At 49.5% G+C, this 16,545-nt stretch carries 12 protein-coding genes; 3 read left to right on the forward strand and 9 right to left on the reverse strand.

Translation table 11 applies throughout. The features are described 5' to 3' along the window. Positions 1-34: 34 nt before the first annotated feature. Together GVJ32_RS07845 and GVJ32_RS07850 are read right to left on the reverse strand one after the other, a co-directional pair. Positions 35-946 (reverse strand): VOC family protein, encoded by a 912-nt coding sequence (locus tag GVJ32_RS07845; RefSeq protein ID WP_159239506.1) that lies wholly within the window; start codon positions 944-946, stop codon positions 35-37. Positions 947-973: 27 nt separating this feature from the next. Continuing rightward, positions 974-2,038, reverse strand: coding sequence for a Rieske 2Fe-2S domain-containing protein (locus GVJ32_RS07850; protein ID WP_159239507.1), 1,065 nt, complete (start codon positions 2,036-2,038; stop codon positions 974-976). A gap of 321 nt (positions 2,039-2,359) precedes the next feature. On the opposite strand from GVJ32_RS07850, the gene GVJ32_RS07855 reads away from it, so the two are divergent. Beyond that, on the forward strand, positions 2,360-3,919 hold the full coding sequence (locus GVJ32_RS07855) for a tetratricopeptide repeat-containing sulfotransferase family protein (RefSeq protein ID WP_159239508.1): 1,560 nt from the start codon (positions 2,360-2,362) through the stop codon (positions 3,917-3,919). A gap of 7 nt (positions 3,920-3,926) precedes the next feature. On the opposite strand, the gene GVJ32_RS07860 is transcribed toward GVJ32_RS07855, so the two are convergent. Both GVJ32_RS07860 and GVJ32_RS07865 read right to left on the reverse strand, forming a co-directional pair. Continuing rightward, entirely contained in the window at positions 3,927-4,727 is an 801-nt protein-coding gene (locus tag GVJ32_RS07860) for a glycosyltransferase family 25 protein (protein WP_159239509.1), read from the reverse strand. Between the two features lie 161 nt (positions 4,728-4,888). Beyond that, positions 4,889-5,086 (reverse strand): CPXCG motif-containing cysteine-rich protein, encoded by a 198-nt coding sequence (locus tag GVJ32_RS07865; RefSeq protein ID WP_159239510.1) that lies wholly within the window; start codon positions 5,084-5,086, stop codon positions 4,889-4,891. A 126-nt stretch (positions 5,087-5,212) separates the two neighbouring features. Here GVJ32_RS07865 and GVJ32_RS07870 point away from each other — a divergent pair, with 126 nt between their 5' ends. Further along, entirely contained in the window at positions 5,213-6,127 is a 915-nt protein-coding gene (locus GVJ32_RS07870) for an SDR family NAD(P)-dependent oxidoreductase (RefSeq protein ID WP_159239511.1), read from the forward strand. 70 nt (positions 6,128-6,197) lie between these two features. Here the strand turns inward: GVJ32_RS07870 and katG are convergent, their stop codons facing one another. Further along, positions 6,198-8,366: a catalase/peroxidase HPI gene (gene katG, locus GVJ32_RS07875; protein ID WP_159239512.1), complete on the reverse strand. Its 2,169-nt coding sequence runs from the start codon at positions 8,364-8,366 to the stop codon at positions 6,198-6,200. A gap of 278 nt (positions 8,367-8,644) precedes the next feature. Between katG and GVJ32_RS07880 the strand changes: the two genes are divergently transcribed. Further along, a complete protein-coding gene (locus GVJ32_RS07880) occupies positions 8,645-9,046 on the forward strand; it encodes a carboxymuconolactone decarboxylase family protein (protein ID WP_159239513.1) in 402 nt (133 codons plus the stop codon). A gap of 81 nt (positions 9,047-9,127) precedes the next feature. Here the strand turns inward: GVJ32_RS07880 and GVJ32_RS07885 are convergent, their stop codons facing one another. From GVJ32_RS07885 to GVJ32_RS07900, 4 genes are all read right to left on the reverse strand, one after another. Continuing rightward, complete coding sequence (locus tag GVJ32_RS07885; protein ID WP_159239514.1) at positions 9,128-10,162, reverse strand: alpha/beta fold hydrolase; 1,035 nt, start codon at positions 10,160-10,162, stop codon at positions 9,128-9,130. Positions 10,163-10,375: 213 nt separating this feature from the next. After that, on the reverse strand, positions 10,376-12,175 hold the full coding sequence (atzF, locus tag GVJ32_RS07890) for an allophanate hydrolase (RefSeq protein WP_159239515.1): 1,800 nt from the start codon (positions 12,173-12,175) through the stop codon (positions 10,376-10,378). Next, a complete protein-coding gene (uca, locus tag GVJ32_RS07895) occupies positions 12,172-15,786 on the reverse strand; it encodes an urea carboxylase (protein WP_159239516.1) in 3,615 nt (1,204 codons plus the stop codon). The genes atzF and uca overlap by 4 nt, the downstream gene beginning before the upstream one ends. 106 nt (positions 15,787-15,892) lie before the next feature. Further along, positions 15,893-16,534, reverse strand: a complete 642-nt coding sequence (locus GVJ32_RS07900) for an urea amidolyase associated protein UAAP2 (protein ID WP_159239517.1) — start codon at positions 16,532-16,534, stop codon at positions 15,893-15,895. Positions 16,535-16,545: the final 11 nt, after the last annotated feature.

Below are 16,545 nucleotides of genomic sequence, written 5' to 3' on the forward strand. Positions count from 1 at the left end.
TGCAGCGATCAACCGCAACATAAGCAGACACAAACTAAGCGTCTGGCATATTAAATTTATGGCCCCACAAACTGGGCAAACTGGTTACCGTGGGGGTAAAGCCCTCCCAATCCATTTGCAAACCATCGGTGCCAAATTCCATTGCAAAGCCCGTCGGGGTTGCCATGTAAAACGACAGCATATTGTCGTTAGTATGGCGCCCCAGGGTAGAGACAATTGGAATACCCGCCGCCTCAACGCGATCAAGGCAGTAACCGACTTCATCTACTTCGGTAACTTCCAACATCAAATGCACACAGCCAACGGGATTAGCTTGATCTTCATACAAGGCCAAGCTGTGGTGACGAGGATTGTTTACGTGCATAAAGTTCAGACCTTGGCCCGGATCATCAGGGTCTGGCGAAAATTGAAAATGCATGTAGTCGCTATCACCAAAGCCGAGCACATCTTTATAAAAATTATGAGTCTCTACTAACTTTGCCGCGGGTAACACCGCATGCCCAAAGCCCATATCGCCGTTAAAACCAGTTTCAAAACCCGAAATACCTTTTGGCGATATAAATTTAGCGTAGTCCAACTCACCACCCCAGAACAATTCCAAGCCATTGCCTGAAGGATCTTGTAAGCGAATCAAGTCGCGAACGCGACGCGCTTTTGCATCAGCCGCAGAGGCCTCTTCAAAGGCAATACCCGCAGCCTGCAATTCTGCCTTTGCAGCAGTAAAACCCGCCTCGTCTGCCAACTCCCAGCCACAATACGCCAGCCTGTTTTGATCTGACTTAACAACCGCAAAACGATAGGGCCGAGTATCCATTTTTAAATAGACATTGCTATCATCTGGCATTGTCGGCGCAATCATTAGGCCTAAAATATTGGTGCCATAGTCCAGCCACTGCTGTGGCTCGGTCGATTCAATAACTACGTAAGCTAAACTGCGAACATCCATTACTAGGTCCTATTATTTTATCTACGATCAACTATTGCGGATGGCGTAATCCACCACGTATTCACGCTTTTCATTATAGATTTCTGGCACGTCGGCTAGGTCTAGGTAGAACTGGTTGTACCACTGACGCAAACGATTAATCGGACCATCACCGTCACACAACACAGGATTATCTACCCGTGTTTTGGTGTGCCAAATATGCACGTCTTGGAAAAAGGCTGTGCGATTTTGTTCAGTATATTGACGCGCCATTTCATTGTTTTGCTCGTCTGTCATACCCGCGATTTTTTTCACTGCCACGCCAAAGCGCAAATCAAAACTATGATGATCAATCGGCACATGGGTCACCAACAAACGTGAGGCCACATCCACGCCTTCAAAATGACCTGTCATATAGGTATTCATATAAGCGGGACCATAGTAAGTTGCCTCAGAGCTAAGCTCACCGTCCTCGGCCAATAACTCAGAACCACCCGTTAACTCTTGCCGATAAGTATGTTTATAAACGATATTTTTAAACTCTTTTATCGGTGCACCATGAATGGGGCCAAAATGTGCCACATCAGCCATATTGTCGATAAGCTCGCGGGCATTGGTTTGAATCGTCATTAAATCCATTTGCCAGATTGTCCACTCGTCACTAAATACGTCATCAATGCGCGGTGGACGCTGCTCTTCAATCGGCGGGTTTCCTTCAGGATCAAACCACACAAACAATAAATGGTTTTCTTCTAACGTTGGATAAGAGCGAATAACGGCCTTGGACGGAATGCGTTTGGCGTAAGGAATGTCATCACACACCCCATCTGCACCCCAGCGCCATGCATGAAAAGGACAGCGTATAGAATTCCCCTCAACACAGCCTTCGCTTAAATCAGCCCCCATGTGTGGGCAGTAACCGTCAAGAATATGTATCTCGCCATCTTCACCGCGATAAGCGACCAAGCGAGTACCAAAATAATTGAGTTTAACCGGTGTACTGGTATATTCGCTCGCCAGACCGAGACAGTACCAACCGCGGGCATAGCGGTCGGGTAATTCCGCTGCCTCAATAATATGCGGCTGACGCGGCACTTGCGCTACCTGACTCATTGTTATTCTCCTTCAGACGCGTTTCTCATGGGGGTTCTGCATGGTGAAAAATTCTCACACATGCCCCCTAGCCACACCACCCTCCGTTTAGACGAGCCGAAACATAGTAATAACACCCTGTTTTTATTGATTTTTTATAGCCCAGACAAGTTCGGCATCAATACATATTCACGACTGAAAATTAATAGCACTCGCTGTCGCCAGCGATTAGCAGCCGTTACAATGTGAATTAATTTCGGAAGCAGCGGCCAATACGTCACAAACAGATTATGTCTAGATAGTCACAGTGCCGCGCCCACCCCTCTTACAATCTGGCAGGCAATGAAAAGTAAAAAATCAGCAGGTAAATCGCAGGTCGATAAACACGAGCGCAAGAACGTCACCATGAGTCTTCCCGGTCGCCCAGGCAGCAATATAATGCCGGCGAGCCAAGCGCTAAACTTCGTCGCACAATTGGCTCAAGACAGCAAATGGCCGGTTGTCATCGTATTGTGCCAACAATTACTAGCGCAGATTCCCCAGCTCACACGCGCGGGACATTTTTTGTTTAAAGGCCTAAACGAGGCAGGCGACTACAGCGGATTATTGGCCGCCACGGAACAACATTTAATACATAAACCCCGCGACGTAATAAGCCTACTTTTTCACGCAAGCGCCCTTAGAATGCTAGGCCAGCACGACAAGGCTCTGCAAGCTATTGCAAAGGTTTTACGTTTAGAGCCAGCAAATATAAACGCCTTAAACCAACAGGGCGTTATATTAAAAGAAATTGGCAAAATGCCAGAGGCGCTAGCCAGCTTTAATCGCTGTATACGTCTATCACCACTCGACGGCCACGCGTATTGGAATAGATCAGATTTACTGCACGACATCAAAAGCAAAGATCTCGATGAGATTGAAGCGGTGCTGAACAAGCCCACGGTATCTGCGCACAATAAAGCTCGGATTCACTATGCGCTGGCCCGCGGCTATGAATTTAGTGGCGACGCAGCAAAGCAATTTTTCCACATTGAAAGTGGCGCAGCACTAAAGCGCAGCTTGCTTGAATACAATCATGCGGAGGAAATACAAGAGACCCGCAATATCCCCCAACATTTTACACCGGCGCTTTTAAAGCAAACGCCGCTTCCCCGCGACGCAAGCAATGCCAAACCTATCTTTATTTGCGGCCTACCCCGCAGCGGCACCACTTTGGTAGAGCAGATTGTTTCAACACACTCGATGGTCACCGCAGGTGATGAATTAGTCGCATTGCAACGTGCTACTGCCGCTGTATTGCGACAAAAGCGCATCGACAAACCCTTTCCGCTTTGGGCAAATGAGCTACAGCCAAGCGACTGGAAAGCCATCGGCGACAATTATCAAACGCTTACCAAAGAACTCCATATAACACCGTTTTTTACCGACAAAAATCTGCAAAATTACAAAGCGCTCGGCTTAATTCATCTAGCCAGTCCCGAGGCAAAAATTATTTTCTGCCGACGCAATCCCATGGATAATTTATGGGGATGCTATCGCCAGTATTTTGCCGACGGTTTGCGCTTCACCTATGACCAAGAAGAATTAGCCGACACCTACCATGCTGCTGCAGAGCTATATCGATACTGGCAACAAGTATTGGCAGATAAAATCTTCTTTTTAGAATACGAAACCTTAATCAATGACTATGAGGCAACCGTAAAAGCCCTACTGAATTTTTTAGATTTGCCCTGGGAAGAAAATTGCCTGCACTTTTATAACAACCCAAGAGCCGTCAGAACCACCTCAGCCACACAGGTAAGATCTCCCATCAACAGCAGCCGCATAGATCAGTGGAAAAGATTTGAGCCGCAATTACAAACTATGTATAAGCACCTGCACGAACTCGGTGAAGTGGAATAAATCTAAATCAATCAGGATTAGAGCGGGGAAATTTAATACTGGGGTCCGGCAAGGTGTTTGGATAAAAATCAGAATAATTTGCCAATCGGTAATATCGCATCAATACACCGCGATACAATTTAAACATACGCCAGCGTATTTCCGTCATCCGCGATGGCGCCATTGTTCCCCAAGGCTTGGCAATACTAGATACGTGCTTACGCTCTGCGGCCACATGGGGCTCGACACCGTATGCGCGAATATCGGTCTCCCAGAAGCAGTCGTAAAATCCATCCACCGGCATACTGATTCGTTGATACTGCCGTAAAAATTTATCCATCGCAGGGCGATTCATCACATATGCCTGCGCCCCGCACCACCCGCGCAGCGGCCTCACCAATTGCCAAGAGCCCGCCAATGTCGCAATGGTTTTTCGACGCCGACGTTTTAAGCCCATCAACCTCACCATCTCTACTTCGCTAGGCAATGAAACAATTGCATCTACTACCTCGGCAAATCCAGCTAATATTTCGACGTCATCCTCTAGGATTAAAATTCTCTCCACGCCGCTATCATAGGCTTGCCGAATGACGCGGGCGTGGGACAAAAAACACCCCACTTCCGACGTAGTTACCTCTGAGCGCCGGCGCAGCACAGACATTTTTTGATCGACAGATTCAGCATCGTGCAAGTCTGGCATAGCACTGCGACCATCAATTGCGGAGAAAATCTCTGCCGTAAAACCAAGATTAGCTAGAGAATTTACTAAGGAAATAACCGCTGGCGATTGGGGCGCTAACGAAATGACAACAATAGGCAAATCAGGCATGAAAAATCCAATATAAATAAAGCCAATGTAAAATCCGCGACCGCGCCTATCTACGCGTCGCCGCAATTTTCATTTAACGCAATATCTGTGACAAAGTTGTTACCTAGTCACCAAATCGGATTAACGCCGCCTATTTGAAGTCAGCATACGATTGCAGACCATCAATACGCGTCGTTTTCCGCATACACTCGAACACATAATTCCTGCTCACTATCAAAACTAAGGGCAATGCTTATTGGACGACAGCACACCTCACAATCTTCAATATACTCGTCATCTCCCCCTGAGGCGTCTATAAGTAACTCAATAGATTCTCCACAATAAGGACAATATTCAGAAATGGATTCAATACGATTCATAAACAATCGCCTCCGTCATTCAAGCAAGCTTGGTGTTGCACGTATACTGAGTATACCTTTCGTCTAGTGTACTATCTCGATGGCTAAGATTGTGCAGACTAAAATAACATTACTGAGGATTGTTAAATGACCATTCGTTTTGATGGAAAAGTCGCCATCGTCACCGGTGCGGGCAATGGCCTAGGGCGCAGCCACGCGTTGGAGCTGGCAAAACGCGGCGCGAAAGTCGTGATTAATGACCTAGGCGGCAACCGAGATGGTAGCGGTGCCTCATCAGACGCCGCCAAAGCGGTTGTCGCTGAGATTGAAGCCTTAGGTGGCGAGGCAATTTCCCACGGCGCCAATGTTGCGGTATTCAGCGAAGTCGAAGATATGGTTCAGCAAACCATTCAAAAATGGGGCAGAGTCGATATTCTAATAAACAATGCCGGCATACTCCGCGATAAAACATTCTCTAAAATGTCCTTAGACGATTTTAATCTCGTCATGGATGTTCATCTCATGGGCTCAGTAAATTGCAGTAAAGCAGTGTGGGACATTATGAAAGAACAACAATATGGCCGTATTGTAATGACCACCTCCTCCAGCGGTTTATACGGTAACTTTGGGCAAAGTAATTACGGTGCGGCCAAATTGGCTGTAGTCGGTCTAATGAACACCCTGGGCATTGAAGGCGCGAAAAATAATGTCCGTGTAAATGCGCTGGCGCCTACCGCCGCAACGCGTATGACCGAAGATCTTATGCCTACGGAGGTACTAGCCATGCTGGTTCCTGAAGCCGTTACCGCTGGCGCATTAGTACTTTGCCATGACGACGCGCCAAGCAGACACATTTTATGCGCCGGTGCTGGCGGATATGCCAGTAGCGCAATTTTTGAAACCGAAGGTATCTATCTTGCACCTGACAAGCAAACGCCGGAAGCGGTCGTCGAGCACTGGGAGCAGATCTGCGACACGTCGCAACAAACAACATTAGATACTGGGTTCAAACAATCTGAGAATTTTTTATTAAAAGCACAAATATTTTTACAAAATCAATAAGCTCGTTACTTCTTTAAACCATTCCAAAAAAAAAGCCCCAGCATGCTGGGGCTATCATCAACTTTGTATTTTAGGCTAGATCAAAGCGATCTAAATTCATCACTTTAGTCCACGCTGCCACAAAGTCTTTTACAAATCGCGCCTGCGCATCTGAACTGCCATAAACCTCTGCCAAGGCACGCAGCTGGGAGTTGGAACCAAACACCAAATCAGCTCGTGTGCCCGTCCATTTCACTTCGCCCGTGCTGCGATCACGACCTTCAAACTCTTCTTCAGATTTTGATGTCGCCTTCCACTCCGTACCCATATCCAGCAGATTCACAAAAAAGTCATTGCTCAGCGAGCCAACATTTTTGGTGAAAACACCGTGCTGCGATTCGCCAACATTGGCACCCAATACCCGCATACCGCCGATAAGGACCGTCATCTCTGGGGCAGTTAAGGTCATCAACTGCGCACGATCTACCAATAAGGCCTCTGTGGGAACGGAGTATCTGCCTTTCAAGTAATTACGGAAGCCATCAGCAATAGGTTCCAGTGCTGCAAAAGACGCCACATCGGTTTGCTCTAGTGAGGCATCCATGCGGCCCGGCGTAAACGGCACAGCCACCGGATTACCCGCATTTTTAGCGGCCTGCTCTACACCGACACTACCTGCCAGCACGATCAAATCGGCAATGGATACTTTTTTCGCACCGCCGTTAAAGTCGCTCTGAATACCTTCGAGTACCTTAAGTACCTTGGCCAATTGTGCGGGCTGATTCACTTCCCAGTCTTTCTGAGGAGCTAGGCGAATACGCGCACCATTTGCACCACCGCGCATATCTGAACCACGGTAGGTGGATGCCGACGCCCATGCGGTAGAAACCAACTCGCCAATAGATAAGCCTGCCGCCGCGATTTTCGCTTTCAGTGCCGCAATGTCACTGTCGTTCACCAGCTCATGATCGACTGCTGGAATCGGGTCTTGCCAAATAAGCTCTTCAGCAGGCACCTCTGGGCCGAGAAAGCGAACCCGTGGACCCATGTCGCGGTGAGTTAATTTAAACCACGCTCTGGCGAAGGCATCTGCAAACTGATCTGGGTTCGCAAAGAAATTCCGCGAGATTTTCTCGTAGGCCGGATCAACACGAAGCGCCAAATCGGTAGTCAACATGGTCGGTACACGGCGTTTAGATGCATCAAACGCGTCAGGAATCGCACCTGCACCCCCGCCATTTTTTGGCTGCCATTGATGTGCACCAGCGGGACTCTTAGTCAATTCCCATTCAAAACCAAATAGGTTCTCAAAGAAGTTATGGCTCCATTGGGTTGGCGTACTCGTCCACGTCACTTCTAAACCGCTGGTGATGGCATCACCGCCCTTACCGCTGGCGTGGCTGCTCTTCCAGCCAAAACCTTGCTGCTCGATACCCGCCGCTTCTGGCTCCGCACCAACAAGCGCGGCATCACCGGCACCATGAGTCTTACCAAAGCTGTGACCACCGGCAATCAAGGCAACCGTCTCTTCATCATCCATTGCCATACGAGCAAAGGTTTCACGAATATCTACCGCTGCCGCCAATGGGTCTGGCACACCGTTCGGGCCTTCTGGATTTACGTAAATCAAGCCCATTTGTACCGCCGCAAGCGGGTTTTCTAGATCGCGCTCACCGGAGTAACGCTTGTCATCCAACCATTCGCCTTCAGCACCCCAGTAAATATCTAGCTCAGGTTCCCATATATCTTCGCGGCCACCGGCAAAGCCAAAGGTTTTGAAACCCATTGTCTCTAGGGCAACATTGCCCGTAAGAATCATCAGATCAGCCCAAGAAATTTTCTTGCCGTATTTTTGTTTAACCGGCCACAGCAAACGCCGCGCCTTGTCCAAATTGCCGTTATCAGGCCAGCTATTCAATGGCGCGAAACGCTGACTGCCACTGCCTCCGCCACCACGGCCATCCGCAATACGATAGGTGCCTGCACTATGCCATGCCATACGAATAAACAAAGGTCCGTAGTGACCAAAGTCGGCTGGCCACCAATCCTGCGAATCCGTCATCACCGCAGCGATATCACTTTTAAGCGCGGCAAGATCGAGGCTTTTAAATTCTTCGGCATAGTTGAAATCTTCACCCATAGGGTTTGATTTAGTCGAATGCTGATGCAACATATCTAGGCGTAGCTGATTTGGCCACCAGTCTCGATTCGTCGTACCCGTGCCAGCAGCGTGGTTCACTGGACATTTGTTATTAGACATAGCGTGTCTCCCTTGGATTAATAATTTGTTCCTGCTGGCTACCTTTATAGACCTTAGCTGGCAAGCTATCCAACTGTACTTATCAATCATGACGATAGGTTTTAACTGTTGAACGTAGAATGGGACCGTAGGGACTGTGATAATGTCCCTAAATCATGGGCACAAGCAATGCGGCACTAAGCTAGCCCCAAGGTCTAAGCCTGTAGCAAGTACCGTAATTACTATGCTCTGCGGTTAATATTGGATCATCAGAAAGTAGATATAAAAGGAACGGCGCCATGCCTGAAGAAAAAACCCAAAAAATAAAAGACACTGCTGCGGCGCTTTTCGGCGGCTACAACGACGAAAAACCCTATGAATTGTGGCTGAGTTTTGACAAGGAACTGGCCAAGGAAATGTCCCGCTTTGTGGTCGGTGACATGTACGCGAGAAACGTACTCCCCCGCAGCACACGTCAGTTAGTGGCCATTGCCGCACTCAGTGCAATGGGTAAGCAGGATGAGCTAAAATTGCATATTCACGCGGCATTGAACGTAGGCTGCACGCCAAAAGAAATCGCTGAAGCTATTTTCCAAATTGGCGTTTATGCAGGCTTCCCAGCCATGAATAATGCCCTACTTACTCTACGCAGCGTACTTGAGGAAAATGGCCATTGGCCGCTTGATCAGAAAGAAGATTAATCCACTACGTCGAACTACATGCCGAGCACTAAGGGCTATTTAATACTCGGCATGCTTTACTGAAAAGAAGCTGTTCGATTGTTATAGCGAATGAAAAAATTCGATCAATAATCGATTCACATCCTCTGGACGCTCCTGCTGAGTCCAATGGCCACAACCTGCAAGAACATGAGTGCCACGGTAATTAGGAATCCTTTCAGACGCGCGAGCTATGGCTTCTTGCCCCCAACCATAACAAATATCTAAATCACCTAGAATCAGGGTGGCTGGCACCTGCAGTGGGCTATCGCCCATAGACGCTAAATCTTCCCAGCTCGCATTCAAGTTTTTGTAATACATCAACGGTCCCGCAAAACCGCTGCTCACAAAGGCATTGGTATAGGCATCTAAGTCTTCCTCATCAAACCAACTTGGTAACGACGGGACGTCAAAAAAACGATCTTTCATCTGCGCCCCATGTGCAATACATAGCGCGCTGCCACGAATAAGATCCAGAGGGTCCATGGCCGCAAAATCCATCCCCGTCGGACCTAGCCCATCACCGGACAGGCTCAGCACTGCACCGCGCAACCATCCCCGAACATCAGCTTCCATTTCAGTTATCGCGCCGTCAAGCTTGCCAAAATGAGTTTGATAGAAATCTTGTCCGGGACCAGCAAGGGCTTCGTGTAGAGGATCTGGCTCTAACTCCCCAAAGGGGCTGCTCGGCAACGGGATAATACCTCTACCGCCGAATGGCACAGACAGCGAAGCGACCGCAGGAAAGATATCGGGGCTAAGCCACGCTGCGCTCCATGCAACAGCAGCCCCCCAATCGTGGCCAACGATTATCGCCGACTCTTCACCAAGTGCTTGCACCAAACCAACAGCGTCATCCACCAATTGGTGAATGCGATACGCATCGGGATTTGCATATTTAGACGACAGGCCATATCCACGCTGGTCATAGGCTACAACTCGATAACCTGCCTTCGCCAATGCCGGCAACTGGTGCCGCCATGAATAACTAATTTCAGGAAATCCATGAACCAGCAATACTAGTGGCCCCGTACCCTGTTCAAAGTAATGCAGCCGAGTGCCATTCACATATGCAAATTTCGAAGCCAAGCCATCCATATAATTTTCCCATCGTGTTATTAGCGTGCTTTAGATAATTAATATAGGCACGAAATACTACACTATTTCAATTTACAGAAGCGAACTGCAATCTAGCGTGGGACAGGTTTACGGCATGAAGTAAGGCATAAAGCATTAATATACTAGTCATTGACGCAAGCCGTATTAACAGTACGGACGCTCTCTCCCGCCACTTAATACGGCCTACAATAATTATTTATTGCTAAGGTACCCCCGCCACCCGCCAAAATGACTAATGTCTTCAGCACCGGCCAAGCCCGATGCTTCGCAGATAAACCCACTGACCTGACTGCCATCTTGCAGATTGACTTTACCAATCCCTAAGGGCGCGGGGATACCGGCAACAAAGCTACCGAATTCACTTGCAGGCACCGACCACACCTCAAGTTCTATAGCGCAACCTTCCCCCTCTGGCGCAATGACCATACCCGGTCTAAATGGCGGGCCACCCGCTAGGGCGTAGAGCTTATAATCTGCTGAGGACTGGGTTTTAGACAGCAAATAGCCGCCGCGCTCTGTGAGCTGCCAGTTCAAGGGTTGCCCCTGCAAGTGCGCACCGCACACCGCAACGGCAATACGCTGCTGATTTTTAATCGGCGCGGTGCTCAATGCTTGATAAGCAGATTGATCCTTGCCCAGTGGTAATTTAAAAAGTTGCTGTAGGTAATTCGCCACCGACAGCAAACGTCGATCAGTGAAGGCTTCGCCAACCAAGGTTAGGCCAAAAGGAAAACCGCTTTCTGTAAACCCCGTTGGCACCGCCACCCCAGCCAAATCGAATAGGTTCATATAGTTGGTGTAGTAGCCCAAATTACTATTCAAGGTAATCGGATCGTTATTGACTTCGTCTATGGCGTACGGTCGGCCCGCCGTAGGGCTTAGTAAACAATCAACACTTTCCAATACTTTTGCTGCCGCTTTGCGTAGCGCTTTTAATCGATACTGCGCTGTAAAAGCATCAACGGCAGAACCTTTGTCGCCGGCCGAAATGATAGTGCGGGTAACATCCAGTAATGCCTCTGGCCGCTTTTGAATAAGCGGCGACGTTGCGATGTATCGCTCAGCCACCCACGGACCTTCATACAATAAACGTGCAGCTTCAATGAAGGGCGCAAAGTCCACCGCCACTAACTCAACACCACTTTCTGCGATGGTTGTCAAAGACTGCCGATAACACTGCGCATAATCCTCATGACCGAAGAAAGATAATTGCTCTGCGGGCAATACCCCCATTCGCAATGGCCCCTGCCACTGACCATAGTGCCGTGCGCTGTTCGCAAAAGAATTGGTTCGGCTATAGGCATCACTTGCGTCTTCACCCTCGGCGATGGCCAAGATCGCATTAGCGTCGTCGCATTGCAGGGCAAAAATAGTGATGCAATCCAAAGATCGGCAAGCCGGTAGCATGCCGCTGGCAGACAGTAGTCCGATGCTGGGTTTCACACCGACTAAATTATTAAAACAGGCCGGTACACGGCCAGAACCTGCGGTATCAGTGCCCAGTGAAAAGCTCGCCATGCCCAATGCCACCGACACTGCCGAGCCCGCACTGGAACCGCCGCTAATCATGCTCGGGTCAAAACTGTTTTTACACGCTCCCCACGGTGAACGCGTGCCAACCAAGCCCGTCGCAAATTGATCAAGATTGGTTTTACCAACCGGAATCGCGCCCGCATCAATTAAGCGCTGCACAACAAAGGCAGAACGCTCTGGTGTATAGGCAAAAGCTTCACAGGCCGCCGTTGTAGGTACGCCAGCCAAATCAATATTATCTTTTATCGCAAAGGGAATACCGTATAGGGGCAAAGCATCTGCCGAGCTAGATTCCAAGCGCTGTAAATAGGGTTCCAATTCAGCCGCCGTAAGTTGATGAATCCAAATATTATGGTCGTGATATTGCTCACAACGCTCGCTGATAATCGCCATCACTTCGCGCGGTGTCACTTTATTTTCAGCGTAAGCCCCACGTAATTCAGTCAATGAAAGGTTCATACTAAGTCCTCCAGAATAAGCACCGACTGGCCAGCACTTACCCGTGCGCCCTCACGTAATAATTGTTTTTTAACCCGTCCCGCTTGTGGCGCAAAAACAGCAATTTCCATTTTCATGGACTCCAACAACAACAGCGGCTGTCCAATCTCTACCACATCACCCTCTTTAACGAGCAATTGCCACACGCTCCCCGCCACCGAGCTATCCACGGGAATCTCACCCTCTTGCAAGCTCACCACATCGGCGGCGTCATCAATCTCTGGCGCCTCATAATGGAATTGGCCATCGGCATGCCAGCGCGCCAATTCTTCGGCAAAGGCCTGTTCACGCTTTTCAGTGTGAGTAGCAATTTCTGAAGAATTCTCAGCCAGCATTTGTTGATAATCCGCCAGCGAAAATTCGCCCTCTTCAATTCGCAAAGAGTATTTACCCAAGGGAAAATCATTACGGATTTGCAGCAGTTCGTCCTGACTGACTTCGTAAAAACGAATCTGGTCAAAGAAGCGCAGCAAATACGGCTCGGTAAACTCCTTAGTGCGCCGGTAGCGGTTCCACATTTGCAGGGTTCTACCAATAAATTGATAGCCGCCAGGCCCTTCCATGCCATACACACAGAGATAGGAACCGCCAATACCCACCGAGTTTTCCGCCGTCCACGTTCGCGCTGGATTGTATTTTGTGGTCACCAAGCGATGACGCGGATCAACCGGTGTAGCCACCGGCGCGCCCAAATACACATCGCCCAAGCCCATCACCAAATAAGAGGCATCGAACACAATGTCTTTCACGGCCTCGATACTTTCAAGACCGTTGATACGACGAATAAATTCAAGATTACTTGGACACCAAGGCGCATTTTCCCGCACCGACTGCTGGTATTTTAAAATGGCTTGGCGACAAGCTTCGTCGTCCCAACTTAGCGGTAAATACACGGTGCGCGACGGCACATTCAGCTGCTCCAGCTGGGTAGACAGATGCTTCTCCGCCTCTGCTAATACCGCAAGTAAATCTGCCAACGAAATAGTTTGAGAATCATAATGCAATTGCAAAGAGCGAATACCCGGCGTCATTTCACGCACACCGACCACCGGGTTTTGCTGCAAGTGCTGCATTAAGGCGTGGGCCCTAAAGCGCAGGCGAATATCCAATTCCTGCGGGCCATATTCAACCAATAAGAAATGATCTCCCGCAACGCGATATACCACGTCATCGCCCACTTCGTCGGCACTCAGGCGCTGAACAATCGGTGATGGCAATTCACTTAAGACCGCCACTACAGGCACGTCTACTGTCAGATTTTGAATGCTCGCCCGCTGTGCGCGTTCCGCTTCTACCGCATCATCCACCGTCACCGCCACAAAGCGCAGCTTATCTCCGGCGCGTAACTGGCCCAACTTCCAAAGGTCGGCGGTAATTACAGTTGCTGGGCAAACAAAGCCGCCCAAAGATGGACCGTCGGGTCCAAGAATCACCGGCATGTCGCCAGTGAAATCCACCGTGCCAAAAGCGTAGGCATTGTCGTGAATATTCGATGGGTGCATACCCGCTTCGCCGCCGCTGTCCCGCGCCCAAGTGGGCTTAGGGCCGATTAAGCGCACACCGGTGCGGCTGGAGTTATAGTGCACCTCCCAGCTCGCGGAAAAAAACGCCTCAATATCTGCGTTAGTAAAAAAGTCCGGCGCGCCATGCGGGCCGTAAATCACCCGCAGACTCCATTCGTGATTAATTTCAGGCTTTAGCTGATCAGGTAAATTATGCGGCCTAGCAACGGCATCTTTGAGTACCAGCACATCGCCAACTCGCAAAGCACGACCACTGTGACCACCAAACTGGCCAAGTGTGAAGGTCGAGCGCGAACCTAAGTACTCAGGACATTGAATACCACCCGCCACCGCCAAATACGCTCTCGCGCCCGCAGAGATACGGCCAAGTTGCAAAGTCTGCCCCGCCTCAATATGAACAACCTGCCACGGCAAAAGCGTTTTCCCGCCTTGCCCAGCAGAGCCCCCCACCAGTGTTGCCGGCAACGCTGCGCCGCCGATCACTACGTCGGTCGCCTCACTAAATTGCAGGCTTGGGCCTTGTAGGGTTATCTCCAAACCCGCAGCGTCATCATCATTACCCAGCAGACGATTCGCCAAACGAAAAGAGTAGTTATCGAAGGGCCCAGACGGCGGCACACCAACATCCCAATAGCCGCTGCGTCCGGGATAATCTTGTATCGTGGTTTGAGTACCCGCCTGCAACACATCTATGCGGCGTGGCTCCCAGGTAAAATCATTTAGGTAACGGGTAGTGATCAAACCCTCTTTTAATAAGGGATCACTGAGCAAGGCACGCAAATAATCGCGATTACTTACAATGCCGTAAAGCTCGGTTTTATCCAGCGCGGTGGCTACCCCCTTGAGCGCCGCCGCACGCTCCGGCGCATGAAAAATCACCTTCGCCAACATAGGATCAAAATACGGCGACACCTCAATGCCGCTGTCCAACCAGTGATCTATGCGCAAACCCTCGGCCTGTGGAAACGACACCTTGCTGAGCAAACCTGCACAGGGCTGAAACTGTTGATAGGGATCTTCGGCGTAAACCCGCACTTGTACTGCGTGACCTTTTGGAACCAGCTTTTTGCGCAAATCGGCAAGGTCAGGTAAATCACCGCTGGCGAGCATTAGCATCCACGCCACCAGATCAATACCCCACACCGCTTCGGTCACGCCGTGTTCAACTTGCAGGCGGGTGTTGACCTCTAAGAAATAAAATTCGCGGCTGTCTTGATCGTAAATAAATTCAACGGTACCGGCGTTGCGATAATTCACCGCCGCCAATAAATCTTCAGACTGGGTATACAGTAAGTGGCGAACCGAATCGGGTAGGTTTGGTGCGGGGCACTCCTCCACTACCTTTTGATTACGACGCTGAGCAGAGCAATCACGCTCACCGATTGCAACCACTTGGCCGTAGCCATCGCCAAACACCTGCACCTCAATATGCCGAGCGCGGGCGATAAATTTCTCTAAAAATACGCCGTCGTTTGAAAAATTATTGCCGCCTAATTTTTTAACTTTATCAAAACCGCTACGCAGATCTTCCTCGTTGTGACAGACCTGCATACCAATACCGCCACCGCCAGCGGTGCTCTTTAACATCACCGGATAACCAATATTTTTCGCATGACCCACGGCGCTTTCTAGGTCACTTAACAGACCTGTTCCCGGCGGCAGTGGCACACCAACAGATTCAGCAATTTCACGAGCTTTATGCTTTAAGCCAAAGTCCAGCATGTGCTGCGCGGTAGGCCCTATAAAGGCAATACCGTCTGCTTCGCACTGCCGGACAAAATCCGCATTTTCACTAAGAAAACCGTAGCCTGGGTGGATTGCCTCTGCACCGCAGCGCTTGGCAATATCGAGAATTTTCTCAATATTAAGATAGGTATCCGCAGCACCGCCGTCGCCTAAGCTATAAGCTTCGTCAGCATTGCGCACATGTAAGCTGCGAGCGTCGGCTTCGGCGTAGACAGAGACGGCGGTAATATTAAACTGTTTAAGGGTGCGAATAATCCGCGTGGCGATGGCGCCGCGATTGGCAATCAATACTTTCTGGAACATAGTCATCCGGTAACGGGCCGTCCCGCTATGTCATACGACAGTGGCCGTCCACTGAAGATGGTTTATAACAAGTCAGACGTCGGATGTCGGGCGTCTGACGTGGTGCTTAAGCATTCCAAACTAGGTATTCAATTGGCGTTGGGTTATAGGCATTGCAGGGATTGTTTAACTGCGGGCAGTTAGAGATTAAAACGTATACTTCCACCAAGGCCTTTAATTCCACGTATTTTCCCGGCGCCGAAATACCGTCAGCAAAACTTAGGCCGCCTTCGTCGGTAACGGGTACGTTCATGAAAAAATTTATATTGTGGGTGATATCCCGCTTACTTAGGCCGTATTCGGGTTTTTCGGCTATTGCTAACATCCAGCTATCACGACAGGCATGCATACAGCGCTTCTCTAAATCGTAGCGCACGGTATTACTTTCCGTGGCACAGGCTCCGCCGAGGGTATCGTGGCGACCGCAGGTGTCGGCAACGATTTCTAACATGGCGCGATTTTGATTAGTGCGCAGCACCGAGCCGGTAGTTAAATACACATTGTGTTGCTCACGAATGGTGTCCGTCGCACTGTATCGCTCACTCGGATCATCAACACAGAAGAACAAGGTATCGGCGGCTTGATTACCTTCTAAATCAAGAATTCTAAATGTTTGCCCTGCGCTGACCTTACCAAGGTAATAATCCCCCGCCCACACCACTTCGCGGAATACCGCATCGTCTATCGATAAACTACTTTCTCTAATCATGTTACGGCCCT

This window comes from Zhongshania aliphaticivorans (assembly GCF_902705855.1).
Lineage (GTDB): Bacteria > Pseudomonadota > Gammaproteobacteria > Pseudomonadales > Spongiibacteraceae > Spongiibacter > Spongiibacter aliphaticivorans_B.